Genomic DNA, 15,530 nt, shown 5'->3' on the forward strand with positions numbered 1-15,530 from the left:
CGCGCAGAAAAAATGCGGGCTTTAAAAAAGACATATCAGGAAGAAGGAAGAACATATGTCAGAAACGACACTACAACCACTCACTGTCAAAGATATTCCAATTGTCGGAAATAAAGAGCTGCGAAAAGTTATATGCGCCGCCGGTCTTGGAAATGCCATTGAATGGTTCGATTTTAGTGTCTACGGTTTTCTGGCAGTCATTATCGGACACACGTTTTTTGCTTCCGCTCCCCAATCGGTTCAGTTGATTGCCTCGCTTGCAACCTTTTCCATTCCTTTTCTGTTCCGGCCGATGGGCGGCGCCATTTTCGGTTATCTTGGCGATAAATACGGTCGCAAAAACATTCTCTCTTTTACAATCATTTTGATGTCGGCAAGCACATTTGCCATCGGCCTCATTCCCTCTTACGCGACAATCGGGGTATTTGCGCCCCTTTTGCTGCTGCTCGCTAAAATCATACAGGGGCTTTCCGTTGGTGGCGAATATGCCGGTGCGGTGGTTTTTGTCAGCGAATATTCACCGGATAGAAAACGCGGCTTTATGGCAAGCTGGCTTGATTTCGGTTCCATTGCCGGTTTTCTCGTCGGTGCTCTGGTGGTGTCGACGATTTCTCTTGTGATCGGGCAGGATGCAATGGGCGATTGGGGTTGGCGTATCCCCTTCTTCATTTCACTGCCGCTGGGGTTAATCGGTCTTTTTTTGAGAAAATCACTGGATGAATCGCCCACTTATGAAGCCCAAAATAACAATTCGATCGAGGCAGAAGAACAGGAAAAAGTCGAGACAACATCTGTCGGTACGATCATCAAGGAAAACCTCAACGGCATTGTTATCAGTTGTCTTTTGGTGGTTGCGGTGAACTCGACCTATTATATGTTGCTCACCTATATGCCGAACTTTTTATCCGTCAATCTCGGTTACAGCTATGACCATGGTGTTCTTATTATCATTGTTGTTATGGCTTTCATGCTTCTGGTGCAACCGCTTGTCGGTTTTTTAAGCGATAAAATCGGTCGCAAACCGTTTCTGTTTATAGGTTCTGTCGGTCAATTCTTTCTCGCAATTCCCGCTTTTTATATGGTTATGCATCACAATGTGTTTATGATTGCAGGGGGAATTGCCATTCTTGCGGTTCTTCTTTGCTGTTTCATTGGTGTTATGGCTTCTATCCTTCCGGCACTTTTCCCGACAGATGTACGCTTCAGAACGCTTGCAATCTGCTTTAATATTGCGGTGTTGATTGCCGGTCTTACGCCTCCCATTGCAGCCTGGCTTGTTGAAACTTTACAATCTCTTTATATGCCGGCCTATTATCTTATGGTGGTTGCGGTTTTCGGCTTTATTGCAGCAGTCAAAATGCCCGAAACGGCCAATCGCCCGTTAAAAGACGCAACGCCGGTTGCTTCATCCAAAACCGAAGCAAAAGAAGTTTTGCAGGAACATTTCGATTATATCGAAGATCAGGTCAACGAGATTGAAAACAAAATCTCCGACCTTGAGGAACAGAGACAAAATCTTGTCGATCAACACCCGAAACTCAATTGATTGAAAAATGTGTTTGTTGCGGTCTGTTGACGACCAACCGGCTTTTTGCCCTCCAAGCCCGTTGGCCGACCTGACAGATACAGGGCAGGTGCCGGAGGTTTCCGGCTTATCATTCAGCGTCTGAAACCGGCATCAACCACATTTTCCATAACGACGAAGGTGGATGTACTTGCCACATAGGGCAAGGTCGAAATTTTTTCGCCAAGAACAATACGGTAACGCTTGATGTCGCTGGTTCGCACTTTCAAAAGATAGTCGAACGAGCTTGCAATCATGTGACATTCTTCCACTTCCCGTATTTTTTTAACGGCGGCGTTGAAAGCCCGCAAAGCTTCTTCTCTTGTGTCGGAAAGTTTCACTTCCGCAAAAGCAATATGTTCAAGTCCCATTTTTGCAGGGTTAAGAACGGCACGAAAGCCGGTGATATAGCCTTCATTGACAAGCCTTTTCAAACGCAATTGGCAAGGCGTTTTGGATAGGCCGACTTTCTCGGAAAGTTCGGTAATAGATATACGGCCGTTTTCAACAAGCGCATCAATAATACGATTATCAATGCGGTCAATTTCACTATTTTTTTCTTCCATTAATGTAAAAAACCCCAATAGATAGCTATAAAATAAGAAAAAACGCTAAAAAATACCGTTTTTTATGCAAGAAGTAAACTATAGCCGGTGCTATGATCGCGGCATAACAAGCTTTAAATACATATCCCCCAATCTTTTTCAAGTTCTCGAAATCTTATTCAGAGTGGAATGAAATAATGACCAGAACACAAAAACCTTTTGCCGAATTTGCGCCTCCGATCTCCAAGCAGAGCGAACTACGCAAAAAAATCACTGCGGCCTATCGCCGTCCGGAAACCGAATGTTTGAAGCCGCTTCTCGAAGCAGCAACAATTGACGAAAAAACCAAAAAAGACATTGCTGCCACAGCCCGTCACCTTATCGAAACAATGCGGGCAAAATATAAGGGCAATGGCGTTGAAGGTCTGGTTCACGAATATTCCTTGTCGTCGCAGGAAGGTGTGGCGCTTATGTGTCTGGCAGAAGCGCTGTTGCGCATTCCCGACAAAGCAACCCGTGATGCTCTCATTCGCGACAAGGTAGCAGGCGGTGACTGGAAAGCGCATTTGGGTGGTGGAAAATCGCTTTTTGTCAATGCTGCGACCTGGGGACTTGTGGTTACCGGCAAATTATCATCGAGTGTCAGGGAAGGGGAACTGTCTTCCTCTTTGACAGGTCTTATCGCGCGTTGTGGCGAGCCGGTTATCCGCAAAGGAATGGATATGGCCATGCGCATGATGGGCGAACAATTTGTGCGCGGCGAAACCATTGACGAAGCGCTGGAGCGCTCGAAACCGCTGGAAGCACGCGGGTTTCGTTATTCTTATGACATGTTGGGAGAGGCCGCCACAACGGCTGACGATGCCGATCGCTATTATCGCGATTATGAAACGGCTATCCACGCTATCGGCAAAGCCTCGAACGGGCGCGGCGTCTATGAGGGGCCGGGTATTTCCATTAAACTGTCGGCACTTCATCCCCGTTATTTCCGCTCGCAAGCCGACCGTGTGATGGGCGAACTCATGCCGCGCGTCAAACAATTGGCTTTGCTGTGTAAAAATTACAATATCGGCCTCAATATAGATGCCGAGGAAGCCGACCGGCTCGAACTTTCACTCGATATTATGGATAGCCTTTGTTTCGATCCTGATCTTGACGGGTGGAACGGTATCGGCTTTGTTGTGCAAGCTTACGGCCGTCGCTGCCCGTTTGTACTGGATTATCTCATTGATCTTGCCCGCCGCAGTCATCATCGGTTGATGGTGCGCCTTGTCAAAGGTGCCTATTGGGATGCTGAAATCAAACGCGCTCAGGTTGACGGGCTTGAAAGTTTTCCCGTCTATACGCGTAAAGTCTATACAGATGTTTCCTATGTTGCCAATGCCCGAAAACTTCTTTCCGCTCCCGATGCTGTTTTTCCGCAATTTGCAACGCATAATGCGCAAACCATGGCAACGATCTATCATCTGGCGGGGCCTGATAAATATACTGTCGAACAATTCGAGTTCCAGTGTCTCCACGGCATGGGGGAACCGCTTTATGACGAGGTCGTAGGCAAAGATAAAATGCAGCGTCCCGCGCGCCTTTATGCACCGGTCGGAACACATGAAACTTTGCTTGCTTATCTGGTGCGGCGGTTGTTGGAAAATGGTGCCAATTCTTCTTTCGTCAACCGCATTACCGACAAGTCTATATCGGTTGATGAACTTGTTGTGGATCCGGTGGATGTTGTGCGTAATATGCCTGTTCCCGGTGCCCAGCATGACAAGATTGCTTCGCCTGCCGATCTTTTCGGGAAAGACCGCCGCAATTCCGACGGCTATGATTTATCGAACGAAACTGTGCTTGCAGAACTCTCGAAAGAATTTGAGAAAAGTTCAGCATTAAGCTGGCAAGCAGCACCGGCGAATGTCGGAAAGGGCGCAAAATCACGCCCAATCGTTAATCCCGGAGATCATCGCGACAAAGTGGGCGAGGTTATCGAGATTGATGAAAGTGAAGCCAGAAAGATGGTCTCACATGCTGAAAAAGCGTTTTCATCATGGGCAAAGACTTCCCATCAATCGCGCGCCGAAATTCTTGAAAAAGCAGCCGATCTTATGCAGGCACGTATGCCTTCACTTCTGGCGCTTGCGGCAAGAGAAGCCGGAAAATCTATTCCGAATTCTATTGCCGAAGTGAGAGAAGCAATTGATTTCTTGCGCTTTTATGCCGGACAGTTGCGCACCACTTTTAAAGGCAATGAAGAACCTTTGGGGCCGATAGTTTGTATCAGCCCGTGGAATTTCCCGTTGTCGATTTTTATCGGTCAATTATCGGCTGCATTGGCGGCGGGCAATACCGTTCTGGCAAAGCCGGCCGAAGAAACACCGCTTATTGCTGCTGAAGGTGTGCGCATATTGCATGAAGCGGGAATCCCGAAGGACGTTTTACAATTTTGTCCGGGAGATGGAAAAATCGGTGCGGCACTTATTGGCGAGAAAGCGACTTCAGGTGTTATGTTTACCGGCTCGACCGAAGTTGCACGTCTCATCCAGAAAGAACTTTCAACCCGCCTTAATAAGGATAAAAAACCCATTCCGTTTATTGCCGAAACCGGCGGGCAGAATGCCATGATTGTCGATTCGTCAGCACTTGCCGAACAGGTTGTGGGAGATGTTATCGCCTCGGCTTTTGACAGTGCAGGCCAACGTTGTTCGGCTTTGCGGGTTTTGTGTTTACAGGAAGATGTGGCCGACCGCATTCTGGACATGCTTAAAGGCGCAATGCAGGAATTGCGTATCGGACGCACCGATTTTATCGGTACCGATATTGGCGCGGTGATTACCGCAGAAGCCAGGGATAATATCGAAACGCATATCGAAACAATGCGCGCTATGGGCCATAAAGTGACCCAAGTTTCCCTTCCCGATATTGCAAAAGAGGGAACATATGTAAGCCCCACTCTTATCGAGATCGATTCGATTGGCGAATTGAAGCGTGAAGTCTTCGGGCCGGTCTTGCATGTTGTGCGTTATAAACGCAAAGATATTGAAAAGCTCATCAACGAAATCAATGCAACAGGATATGGTCTGACATTCGGGCTTCATACAAGACTGGATGATTTTGTCGATTATGTTTCAAGCCATATTCAAGTAGGCAATATTTATATCAACCGCAATATCATCGGCGCGGTGGTCGGCTCGCAACCATTTGGCGGAAGGGGATTATCCGGAACCGGCCCCAAAGCCGGTGGGCCTTTATATATCGGCCGCCTCGTCAAACAGGCTCCCGATCCGCAATTTTCTGTTGGGCAAAGCAAAAATGAACTCATCGACAGTTTTGCCGATTGGCTTCAAAAAAACGGAGAATCATCCGATGCAGCTTTTGCAAAATTATTAAGCGGCAAGTCACCGCTTGGCGTCGCCATCAATTTGCCGGGGCCGGTTGGGGAAAGCAATGTCTATTCCCTTCATAGCCGCGGAAAAATTCTCTTGTTTCCGCAAACAAAAAGCGGGCTTTACCGGCAGCTTGCAGCGACATTTGCAACCGGCAATATTGCCGTGATTGACGCGGCTTGCAAATTGCAACAATCGCTTTCGGATTTGCCAAAGCAGCTTTTACCGAATGTCAAATGGACAGAAAATTTGAATGCCGACGGGCCTTATGCGGGTGCGCTCATTGAAGGCGATGAAAATAGCATTATAGAAAAACAGAAAATTATAGCAGCCCTTTCAGGCCCGATAATTCTGACACAAGCGGCAACAAGCGAGGAGCTTGCATCAGGTGAAGTGCCCTATAACCCCGGTTATCTCGTTGAAGAAGTTTCGACTTCGGTGAACACAGCCGCAGCAGGGGGCAATGCAAGCCTGATGACAATCGGCTGAAGACCGGCAATGATTATTGCTGATTGCAGATATAGTCATTACCACCGGAATATCCGTTCCGGTGGTTTTTTTGTTGATAAAGCGACTTTGGAAAAAGGTTATTAACTTTCGCACTTTAACGTTGAAAAAATGAGTTTCGTTAAAAGGCAATCTTTAAAAATTGCCGCAATCCAGTTTGAGTGCCATGCGTAATCTGAAAACAAATCCGGTCTCTTTAAATCCTGTTGCCAAACCAGCTTCTGGCGCCACTACAAAGCCAGATGAAGCGGTTTCTGGCGCGCCATCACAAACGCAATATCCCACTATATGGAAAAAGGCTTTTGCCCTCGGCCAGAATGTACGTTTCACACGCACACCGGAAGTCGAGCTTGTGCGCAAACGGGTTGAAAATGATCCCGATTTTGCGGAAAAATTGAAGGCTTTCGAGCTTGAACAAAGGCAAAAGCGTGAAAACGTGGCCTTGAAAGAGGATCCTTCAGAAAATAAAGAATCGGTTACACTTGCCGGAACCACGCCCTTGGAGCAGGGAAAGACTCAAGTTCGCTCCTTGCAAGACGAAGTAATTGCTTCTGTCCAACGCAAAAATATCGAACAGAATTATAGCGTCAAATCTGTTTACACCCGCCCTCAAAATAGTGGTTCTGCTCAAATCCGGAATGAAACTTCTATGCAAGAAGCGGTGGCCGAAGTAGAAAAGGTGGTCGAAGTAGAAAAACAGGCATCCGAAATCAATGAGCCTGCCGATATAAAACCGTTTTATCTTTCCGATTCGGCATTTTTTGAATGCGGGCCGGATATTCTGGAAAAACTGGCAACGTTCATGCCGCAAAATGAAAGCGAGCCTCGAGCAGTTGAAACGCCGCTTAAAAGTGAAAACACCATCGCTCAGGAAACAAGCACGAACGTAATTCCGCCTATAATGGATACAACTCCTGTTGCGGTTGAAAAGAAGCCCGTTGTGACTGTACAAAAAATGTCACTTGACGGGGCGATCACGTCGTCTGCTTCCCAATTACCGCCAGTGGCTTCCACTTTAATGACGGGCAATGCAAGCGAAGAAAAAAGCGGCTTGAAAGTTGAGGAAAAATCTATTGCCGACCTTTATCGGGTGCTGGAATGCCGTTTCCCGAAAAAGCATGGAAGTGTTTCTGAAAAATCAACAGAAAAAGCGGAAGAACCATTAGAACAGCAGGTGGCAACACCCGATGTTACTCAGTCGACAAGTACTGAATCAGAGGCTGCAACTCCGGTTGCACATGATGCGGCGGTTCAGACGCCCGAAACATCGGCGAGAACCGGTGTAGAAAATACAAATACAGTTATCTTTGACGCGACACCGCAATCAATCATCAATCAGACAGCGGTAACGGAAAATGTATCCTTATCAAGTGTCAGTCCGGCAATCACTCCCCGATTGACTGAAACGCCTGTTCTACAAGTCGTAACACCATTGCCTGACAATTCTGTTGTCACCAGCTTCAATAATCAGGGGCAAGTGGTTATTGAAAATGCGGGTGTCGAGAAGAATCTGCAAAATACGGCCGGTGACGCGCAAACGAGTGAACCTGTTAGCGTTACTATATCCCAAGCAGCACCGCAAAATCCGGCTACCGCTTCCCCGTCGGCGCAGCAACAGCCAATTGCTCCATCTGCCGGAATTATTGAAGACATTGAACCGGTAAAAACCGCCGATGCTCCCTCCGGTCAATCGCTTTCACAGGCTGTAACGCCCCAGCAGAGCGGAGAAGAAAAGGCTCCCGAACAAAAGGAAAAATCGCAAGCTGTTGCGCCAATTGCAACAACAGCTCCAGTCGCAACGACCGCGCAAGATGCAACAACTGCGCCAATGGCAACAAAAGCGACGATTTCTGCGCCGTTCCGCACGCTCAATCCGGCTTTTATTCCGAGCCCGAAATCCCAAAGCGACGATTCTTATATTTTCCCTTCAATCGACCTTTTGCAGGAGCCGGAACATAAAGATGGTGCGGTGATTTCTCAGGAAACACTCGAACGCAGCGCCGGACTTCTTGAAAGCGTGCTGGAAGATTTCGGTATAAAAGGCGAGATCATCCATGTCCGTCCGGGGCCGGTTGTCACCATGTATGAATTCGAGCCGGCAGCCGGTGTCAAATCGTCGCGCGTTATCAGTCTTTCTGATGATATTGCCCGCTCAATGTCGGCCATTTCCGCACGTGTTGCAGTTATTCCGGGGCGCAATGTTATCGGCATAGAATTGCCGAATAAAGTGCGCGAGACCGTTTATTTACGCGAGATTATCCAGTCCAAGACATTTCAGGATAGCAATTACAAGCTTCCGCTTGCTCTGGGTAAAAATATCGGCGGTGAACCGGTCATTGCAGAACTTGCAAAAATGCCGCATCTGCTTGTTGCCGGTACCACGGGTTCGGGTAAATCGGTGGCAATCAACGCCATGATTTTGTCTCTGCTTTATCGTTTGAAACCGGAGCAATGCCGCCTCATCATGGTTGATCCGAAAATGCTTGAACTGTCTATCTATGACGGTATACCGCATCTTCTCACTCCGGTAGTGACCGACCCGAAAAAGGCTGTAACGGCGTTGAAATGGGCGGTGCGCGAAATGGAAGACCGCTATCGCAAAATGGCAAAACTCGGCGTGCGCAATATTGACGGCTTCAACCAGCGAGTCAGTGCGGCTGCCGAAAAGGGCGAAACCATTACCTGTCGTGTCCAGTCCGGCTTCGACAAGGAAACCGGCGAAATGCTTTATCATGAAGAGGCAATGGATCTTTCGCGCCTTCCTTATATCGTCATTATTGTTGATGAAATGGCCGATCTGATGATGGTTGCCGGTAAAGAAATCGAAAGTGCAATCCAGCGCTTGGCACAAATGGCGCGTGCTGCGGGAATTCACCTTATCATGGCAACGCAACGCCCCTCGGTTGATGTTATTACCGGTACAATCAAGGCGAATTTCCCGACCCGTATTTCATTTCAGGTTACCTCCAAGATTGATAGCCGAACGATTCTCGGCGAACAAGGTGCAGAAACATTGCTGGGGCAGGGCGATATGCTCCACATGGTAGGCGGTGGCCGGATTGTTCGTGTTCACGGCCCCTTTGTTTCGGATGAAGAAGTCGAACATGTTGTGGCACATTTAAAGACACAAGGCACACCCGATTATCTGGCAACGGTGACGGATGGCGAAGACGAAGAAGAATCTATCGAGGACGCCGATTCCATTGCCGATATTGTGGCCGCAGGCAGTGCGGGAGAAAATGTCGAAGAACTCTATTTGCAAGCGGTCAAAGTTGTCATGCGCGACAAAAAATGTTCAACATCCTATATCCAGCGCCGTTTGGGTATCGGTTACAACAAGGCCGCGACATTGGTTGAACGCATGGAGGCTGAAGGCATTGTTGGTCCCGCCAACCATGTGGGAAAACGTGAAATTCTGCTAAACCATGGTCATGAATTTTGATAATTCAGTGGCCGGAATAATTCGCGAGAAGGTGTAGACAGTGATGTCTGCACCTTTTTGCTTTTTAGAGATCAAATCCCGTTATTTTTAAAAAATGGATAGCACCGTTTTAAATATTAGAGGTGATTGATAATCTTCCAAAAAAAACGACGAAATTCGGCATATGTTTGAACGATAGCCGAAGAGCGAGGCAAAAATTTATAAACGCTGATAACGATATTTCCTGATTCCTTTTGAAACTCTCGGCTCTTTCCTGTAAAAGAACAAATTAACATTTCTTTAACCGGTGGAGCAATTCTTGGCATTTCTGGATTTTCTATCTGAAAGTACAATCAGAAACGCTTTTTTGAGCGGCAAGTGTTCTTTCGTGCTTGACCGCAATGCATCGGTTTTATTGTGGCTTGACGGTGCTGCTCTTTCGTTTTTCGGCTTTTCATCACTCACCGATGCACTTGATCGGGAAGAGATTTTCGATAGTGCAGTCAAGCGCCAGATCGAAAATGGCATCAAAAGCGGTCGTCCGGTTCATTTGCGCGGGAAAAGCGGAGCGGCACGCTCTTTCAATCTGTCACTCATATCCGGCGAAGCTCATGCATTAAATGAAACGCATGGGAAAAATGCGCGAGACAACCAGAAACAGTTTATCTTTGTCTCGGAAGTTCGTTCAACCGGAGCAGCAAACGGGTCAAGCGAAGCGGCAAATGAAATAAATCGGAATCTTTTAATCACTCAACCGGAAGCACTTCTTGAAGGACTGGAAGACAATCATATTGCGGCTGCTATTTTTGATGACGGAAACAAAATTCTTGCGAAAACGGAAAATTTTCAGCCGCTTGGCGATACATTGCAAATTTTTCTTTCCTCTATTGACGGTTTTTCACCTGTTAAAACCTTGATGAAAAATGGCGGGGGAAAAGTACAGGTCAATGCTATTCGCCTTTGTGAAACACCGCAACGTTTTCTCGTTCTTTGCTTCAATATCGCGACTATAGATGAAAACGCAGCCGACCGGAACAATCAGAAGACAAATGAAAAACCGGCCCGTTTTACATGGCAAATGGACAAAAACGGTGCGTTCAGCAATTTTTCCGACGCGTTTTATGATTGTGGCGGTGACGCCGAAAAATTGCTTGGCCGTTCGCTTGCCAATCTTGATAATGAATATAAGAATGCCGGTTTTTTAAGTCTTGAAGAAAAAATTTCGCAATGCATCGCCTTTCAAGACGAAGTTGTTCTTTTTCCAACTAAAGGGGGACAGGCGAATTTGGAAGTCTCTTTGTCAGGCCTTCCTGTTTTGTCGCTTGATGGAAAATTGGACGGGTTTCGCGGCTTTGGCACGGTGAAGGCTTCGGTCGACGGGCAGCTAAATCCACAGAATGGAAATCAGAATGCAGCTTCTGTTGCAACCGTCGAAAATAAGTTAACACTACGACCGGAAAAGCCGGTTGAAAACGAAACAATTCAATCGCAATTATCGACGGGAAGCGCGCCGGAGGACGCAGACAAAACGGCTCTTGGGGGCCAAGAAAAACAATCTAATCAAACGTTGAAAGAGCAAGATACCGGTTCGGCTTTGAACAGTTCGGAACGCTCGGCTTTTCGCGAGATTGCAGAACGTTTGCGCAGTGAATTACAACTGCCCGCCGTGGCGCGGCCGCTTTCAAAAGCTGTAAAAACCGATAAAACAGCTCATGATGAACAATTATCCGGAGAAAACAAGTTTATCCCCGAACGGTCTTCGCTTCTCAATTTGCTGGATACAGCAACAGACGGCTTTGTTTTTCTCAATAATGACGGCTCAATAGAAGGTTTTAGCGCAGCCGCTTCGGCACTTACCGGCTATGATAAAGAGGATGTGGCCGGTCGACCGTTTAAAAGCTTGTTCCGGACGACTTCCGAAGAAGCGATCAATCATTATCTTGCAGCACTTGAAAGCGGTGGTGCAAAACGATTGTTCAACCGCGGTCAATCGGCTGATATTCAAACAAAGTCTGGCGATGATATTCGTGTTTTTGTCACTCTTGTACCGCTGACCAATCAAAAAGGATATGCGGGTCTTTTGCGCGATATGACGAATGTATCAGTTCCAAGCCAGCCAATTTATGATAACGAGGTTTTTGCACAAACCATCCACGAGATCAGAACGCCGCTTAATGCCATGATCGGTTTTGCCGATATTATGCGGGAAGAACGGTTCGGCCGTATAGAAAACGAACGTTATCGTGGCTATTTGCGCGACATTGTTTCTTCAGGCAAACATATCTTGTCACTCGTCAACTCCTTTCTTGAAAAGGCAAAATCGCGTTACGAAGAAAAAACGCGCTCTGGAGAAACAAATAGCGAAACGGCAATAGACAACCGCCAATCTTCAGTGCCAAGTTTTGACGTTATCCAGCAATTGAGAAAATCGGTTGCATTATTTGAAAATCAGGCCAACGAAAACGGCATTATCATTCGCATTACCATGCCGCCCAAAATACCGGCAATCGGAATTGAGGCGCAGGAATTCAGGCAAATTATTTTCAATCTTCTGTCAAATGCTATCCGTTTCACCCAACGTGGCGGGCAAATCGTGGTGCATCTTTCAACGACAGACAAAAATTATGTAAAATTATCGGTGAGCGATAATGGTATCGGCATGAACGAGGAAGAAATGGCACGCGCTCTTCAACCTTATGGACAGGTTGCAAGAAAAGACGGACGTGCGGGAGATGCAGTCTTTACCGGTACCGGTCTTGGCCTTCCGACAACCAAAGGACTTGTCGAAAAAATTGGCGGAAGGCTTATCCTGCTATCAAGACCGGGACAGGGAACAACAGTAGAAGTGTTTTTCCCCGTTCACCGTTTGTGAAATAAAGCCGGAATTTTAAGTGCTCGTCCTGAAAAGCCTTTTAAAAATATAACCGGTTTTAAAAAAGCGCATTCAAAACCGCATTTTTTGACTCAGCATATGCGCAAATAAGATCTTCAATGCTTGCGTTATTTGATAAGGGGGAACTGCATCATTTTAAATCAAGCCGGAATTTTAAGTGTTTTTAAGCGGGCTGGCACACTCCGGTTTCTCGAATGGCCAGCACTTTGTATGATTTCTCAGGGCAATTCCAATGCCTGAACGATCGCTCCAATGAGCTTTTGAATTTTATTGTAAATTGCGCTTTATCAAAACGCGTATTCACAAATATTATTTTTCGGTATTATTTTTTGGCAGCCAGCAGATCGCGTATTTCGGTCAGCAATACCTCGTCACGGGGAACCGGTTTTGGTGCAGGGGCCTGCTGCTCTTTACGGTGCATTGCATTGATTGCCTTAACGACAATGAACAGCACCCATGCAATAATAAGAAAATTGATGAGCAAGGTAATGAAATGGCCATAGGCAATTGTAGCACCGGCTTCGCGCGCTGCTGCAAGAGTTGTCTGTTTTTGACCGGCAAGCTGGATGAACATGTTGGAAAAGTCTATGCCACCGGTAATAAGCCCGATGACCGGCATCAGCAAATCGTTCACAATAGAATTGACAAGACCGCCAAAAGCACCGCCGATAATAACACCGATGGCCAGATCAATCATATTGCCTTTTAGTGCAAATTCCCGAAATTCTTTCAGCATTAGCCTTTTCCTCGCCTATTCATGGTCGTTTTCAATTCTCACAATAATCAACGCTGATTATGCTACGACACTAAAATATGGCACAATAACAGTAAGAAAAGGCTTTTGTTATTATTTCCTCCCGGCTCACTCAAAAATATCGCGTATAATTTGGAAAATTAAAGTTTATTGCCACCGTTTTCGGGTGGATTATCGTTATTTTTAAAGTCGTTTTTAAATTTGTCGAAGAAATATTTCATTGTGTCATAAGCCTGATCCATCTCCTGTTTGCTAGGCAGACCGGTTGTGGCTTTATTTTGTTGAAGCTCGGCAATTTTATCTTTCAACGTCTTGATTTCCTGTTCATAGCGTGCGCGTTCGTCACCGGAAATAGCGCAGGTTATTTTTCCGTCTTTATCAAGACATTTGTCGATGCTGCCGGTATCCGTATCAAGGCGCAAATAACCGTCATCGACTTTTTGAAATTCAAAACGATGATCGGCTGCAGAACCGATTGTTGTCAAACCGATGGCACAGCAGGATGCGAGAACAAGTGTTTTAAGAAAAGTCGACATTTTTATCCCTTGGTTGAAACTCTCATATCCTCTATATAGGGATGAACAAAAATATTTCCCGTTCAATGGACTTTGATGTTCAACGAAATAGCATATTGGCTCGAAAGCTATGGCCTTGATTTATAAGATTGTGTCGAAAGACGAATGGAAAAAAGCCGAAGATTCAGGCGTTTTTTCTGGTGCTGCGGTCGATATTACCGATGGTTTTATCCATTTTTCAAGCGCCGAACAGGTGGCAGAAACGGCAAACAAACATTTTAAAGGTCAAACCGGTCTTTTGCTTATCGCCGTTGACGAAGACGAACTTGATGAAGAGGCACTGCGTTATGAAGTGTCTCGTGGCGGGGCGTTTTTTCCTCATCTTTATGGCAACTTGTCGCTTGAAGCTGTTGTCGGTGTCAGTCCTTTCGAGGCTGACGAAAACGGCCTATTCGAGTTCAGCGAGGTATTGCCATGAACCTTTATCGTTCTTATTTACGCCCGTTGATTTTTTGCCTTTCACCCGAAAAGGCTCACAAGCTTTCCATCCTTGCATTGAAGGCGGGCTTCGGTTCGGGGCCTACAATCCGTGACCAACGTTTGAGTGTGAACATAGCCGGACTGGAATTTCCGAACTTTTTAGGTTTGGCTGCCGGATATGATAAAAATGCCGAAGTTCCCGATCAAATATTGCGTTTGGGGTTCGGCTTTAGCGAAGTTGGCACAATCACGCCGCGCCCACAAGCGGGCAACCCTCAACCCCGTCTTTTTCGTCTTCGTGAAGACGAGGCTGTTATCAATCGCATGGGGTTTAACAATGAGGGTCATGAAGCTGCCCATAAACGCCTCGCCAAGCGTAAAAAGCAAGGCATTGTCGGGGTCAATATCGGCGCGAACAAGGATTCGGACGATCGTATTCTCGACTATTCGCGCGGCATTCATTGCTTTTATGATGTTGCAAGCTTTTTCACCATCAATATTTCATCACCGAACACACCGGGTTTACGGAATTTGCAAGCCCGTGACAGTTTGAAGGAGTTGCTCCTGTCGGTGAGCGGGGCGAGAGCGGAAGAAAAGCAAAAGACGGGCGTTCATGTTCCGGTCTTTTTAAAGATAGCTCCTGATTTGACTGAAGAAGGGCTTGATGATGTTGCCGCCGAGCTTCTCTCCTCGGATGTGGACGGGCTTATTGTTTCCAATACGACACTTTCCAGAACCGGTCTTCAAAATAAAAGCTTCAGCGGCGAATCGGGCGGGCTTTCCGGCAAGCCGTTATTTGAACGCTCGACGATTATTCTTGCAAAAATGCGCAAGAGATTGCAGCAACAAAAACCGATCATCGGGGTGGGCGGCGTTTATGACGCGAAAACGGCACTCGAAAAAATCAAAGCCGGAGCCGATCTTGTCGAACTTTATAGTGCGATGGTTTATGAGGGGGCAGGGCTTACGCGACACATTCTGAAAGATGTGCTTGTAACCATGGAAAAAGATGGAGTGGGGAAGATAGGGGAGTATCGCGACCTGTCGCTCGATGAATGGGCAAACCGCAAAATCCCTGATTAGGAGGACGTGTACTAAAAACCTGGTTTCCCAAAAGTGCCCAAGCAGTGCCTGAAAAGTGCGAAGCGGTTTTCAGAGAAAGCACTGCGACAAGTAAAAAGTACGGTTTTGGGATAAACCGCATGTCCATTCAAAAGTCGGTTCCCCGAAAGATTCACACCAGTGCCTGAAAAATGCGAAGCTTTTTTAGAAAAATATAACTCGAAGATAATCGCTATTTGGGGCTTAAACATTCAATAAAGTTGAAAGCCAATTTTTTAGCCATGATTCTATCAATGTTCCGTATGGCAAAGCGGCAATAACCCTCTTGGCCAGTTTTTAACTTCATCGCTATCGGCGGATTTCTTTGGCTCGGCTATTTGAAAAAACGGCAATCTTCACCATTTTTGCATTT

The 15,530-nt window shown here is 46.6% G+C and carries 9 protein-coding genes; 6 read left to right on the forward strand and 3 right to left on the reverse strand.

What is annotated here, in order from left to right; all coding sequences use genetic code 11:
- Window positions 1-55: 55 nt before the first annotated feature.
- Window positions 56-1,546, forward strand: coding sequence for a glycine betaine/L-proline transporter ProP (gene proP / locus H3S94_RS11210; RefSeq protein ID WP_077993844.1), 1,491 nt, complete (start codon window positions 56-58; stop codon window positions 1,544-1,546).
- A 113-nt stretch (window positions 1,547-1,659) separates the two neighbouring features.
- Here the strand turns inward: proP and H3S94_RS11215 are convergent, their stop codons facing one another.
- Window positions 1,660-2,130, reverse strand: a complete 471-nt coding sequence (locus H3S94_RS11215; protein WP_198231726.1) for an Lrp/AsnC family transcriptional regulator — start codon at window positions 2,128-2,130, stop codon at window positions 1,660-1,662.
- Window positions 2,131-2,306: 176 nt separating this feature from the next.
- On the opposite strand from H3S94_RS11215, the gene putA reads away from it, so the two are divergent.
- From putA to H3S94_RS11230, 3 genes are all read left to right on the forward strand, one after another.
- Entirely contained in the window at window positions 2,307-5,975 is a 3,669-nt protein-coding gene (putA, locus tag H3S94_RS11220; protein ID WP_198241130.1) for a trifunctional transcriptional regulator/proline dehydrogenase/L-glutamate gamma-semialdehyde dehydrogenase, read from the forward strand.
- Window positions 5,976-6,135: 160 nt separating this feature from the next.
- Window positions 6,136-9,435, forward strand: coding sequence for a DNA translocase FtsK (locus H3S94_RS11970; protein WP_246791218.1), 3,300 nt, complete (start codon window positions 6,136-6,138; stop codon window positions 9,433-9,435).
- Window positions 9,436-9,733: 298 nt separating this feature from the next.
- Window positions 9,734-12,286, forward strand: coding sequence for a PAS domain-containing sensor histidine kinase (locus H3S94_RS11230; RefSeq protein ID WP_198241131.1), 2,553 nt, complete (start codon window positions 9,734-9,736; stop codon window positions 12,284-12,286).
- A gap of 343 nt (window positions 12,287-12,629) precedes the next feature.
- On the opposite strand, the gene mscL is transcribed toward H3S94_RS11230, so the two are convergent.
- Window positions 12,630-13,043, reverse strand: a complete 414-nt coding sequence (mscL, locus tag H3S94_RS11235; RefSeq protein WP_077972829.1) for a large conductance mechanosensitive channel protein MscL — start codon at window positions 13,041-13,043, stop codon at window positions 12,630-12,632.
- A gap of 158 nt (window positions 13,044-13,201) precedes the next feature.
- Window positions 13,202-13,597 carry a hypothetical protein gene (locus H3S94_RS11240; RefSeq protein ID WP_198241132.1) on the reverse strand — a complete coding sequence of 132 codons (396 nt, stop codon included), beginning with the start codon at window positions 13,595-13,597 and terminating at the stop codon, window positions 13,202-13,204.
- A gap of 109 nt (window positions 13,598-13,706) precedes the next feature.
- On the opposite strand from H3S94_RS11240, the gene H3S94_RS11245 reads away from it, so the two are divergent.
- Window positions 13,707-14,054 (forward strand): DUF952 domain-containing protein, encoded by a 348-nt coding sequence (locus H3S94_RS11245; RefSeq protein ID WP_198231722.1) that lies wholly within the window; start codon window positions 13,707-13,709, stop codon window positions 14,052-14,054.
- Entirely contained in the window at window positions 14,051-15,139 is a 1,089-nt protein-coding gene (locus H3S94_RS11250; protein WP_198241133.1) for a quinone-dependent dihydroorotate dehydrogenase, read from the forward strand. Before H3S94_RS11245 ends, H3S94_RS11250 begins: the two co-directional genes overlap by 4 nt.
- The last annotated feature ends 391 nt before the right edge of the window (window positions 15,140-15,530 follow it).

Origin of the sequence: Bartonella sp. B10834G3 (genome assembly GCF_016102505.1) — a bacterium.
In the GTDB taxonomy this organism is placed as follows: Bacteria; Pseudomonadota; Alphaproteobacteria; order Rhizobiales; family Rhizobiaceae; genus Bartonella; species Bartonella choladocola.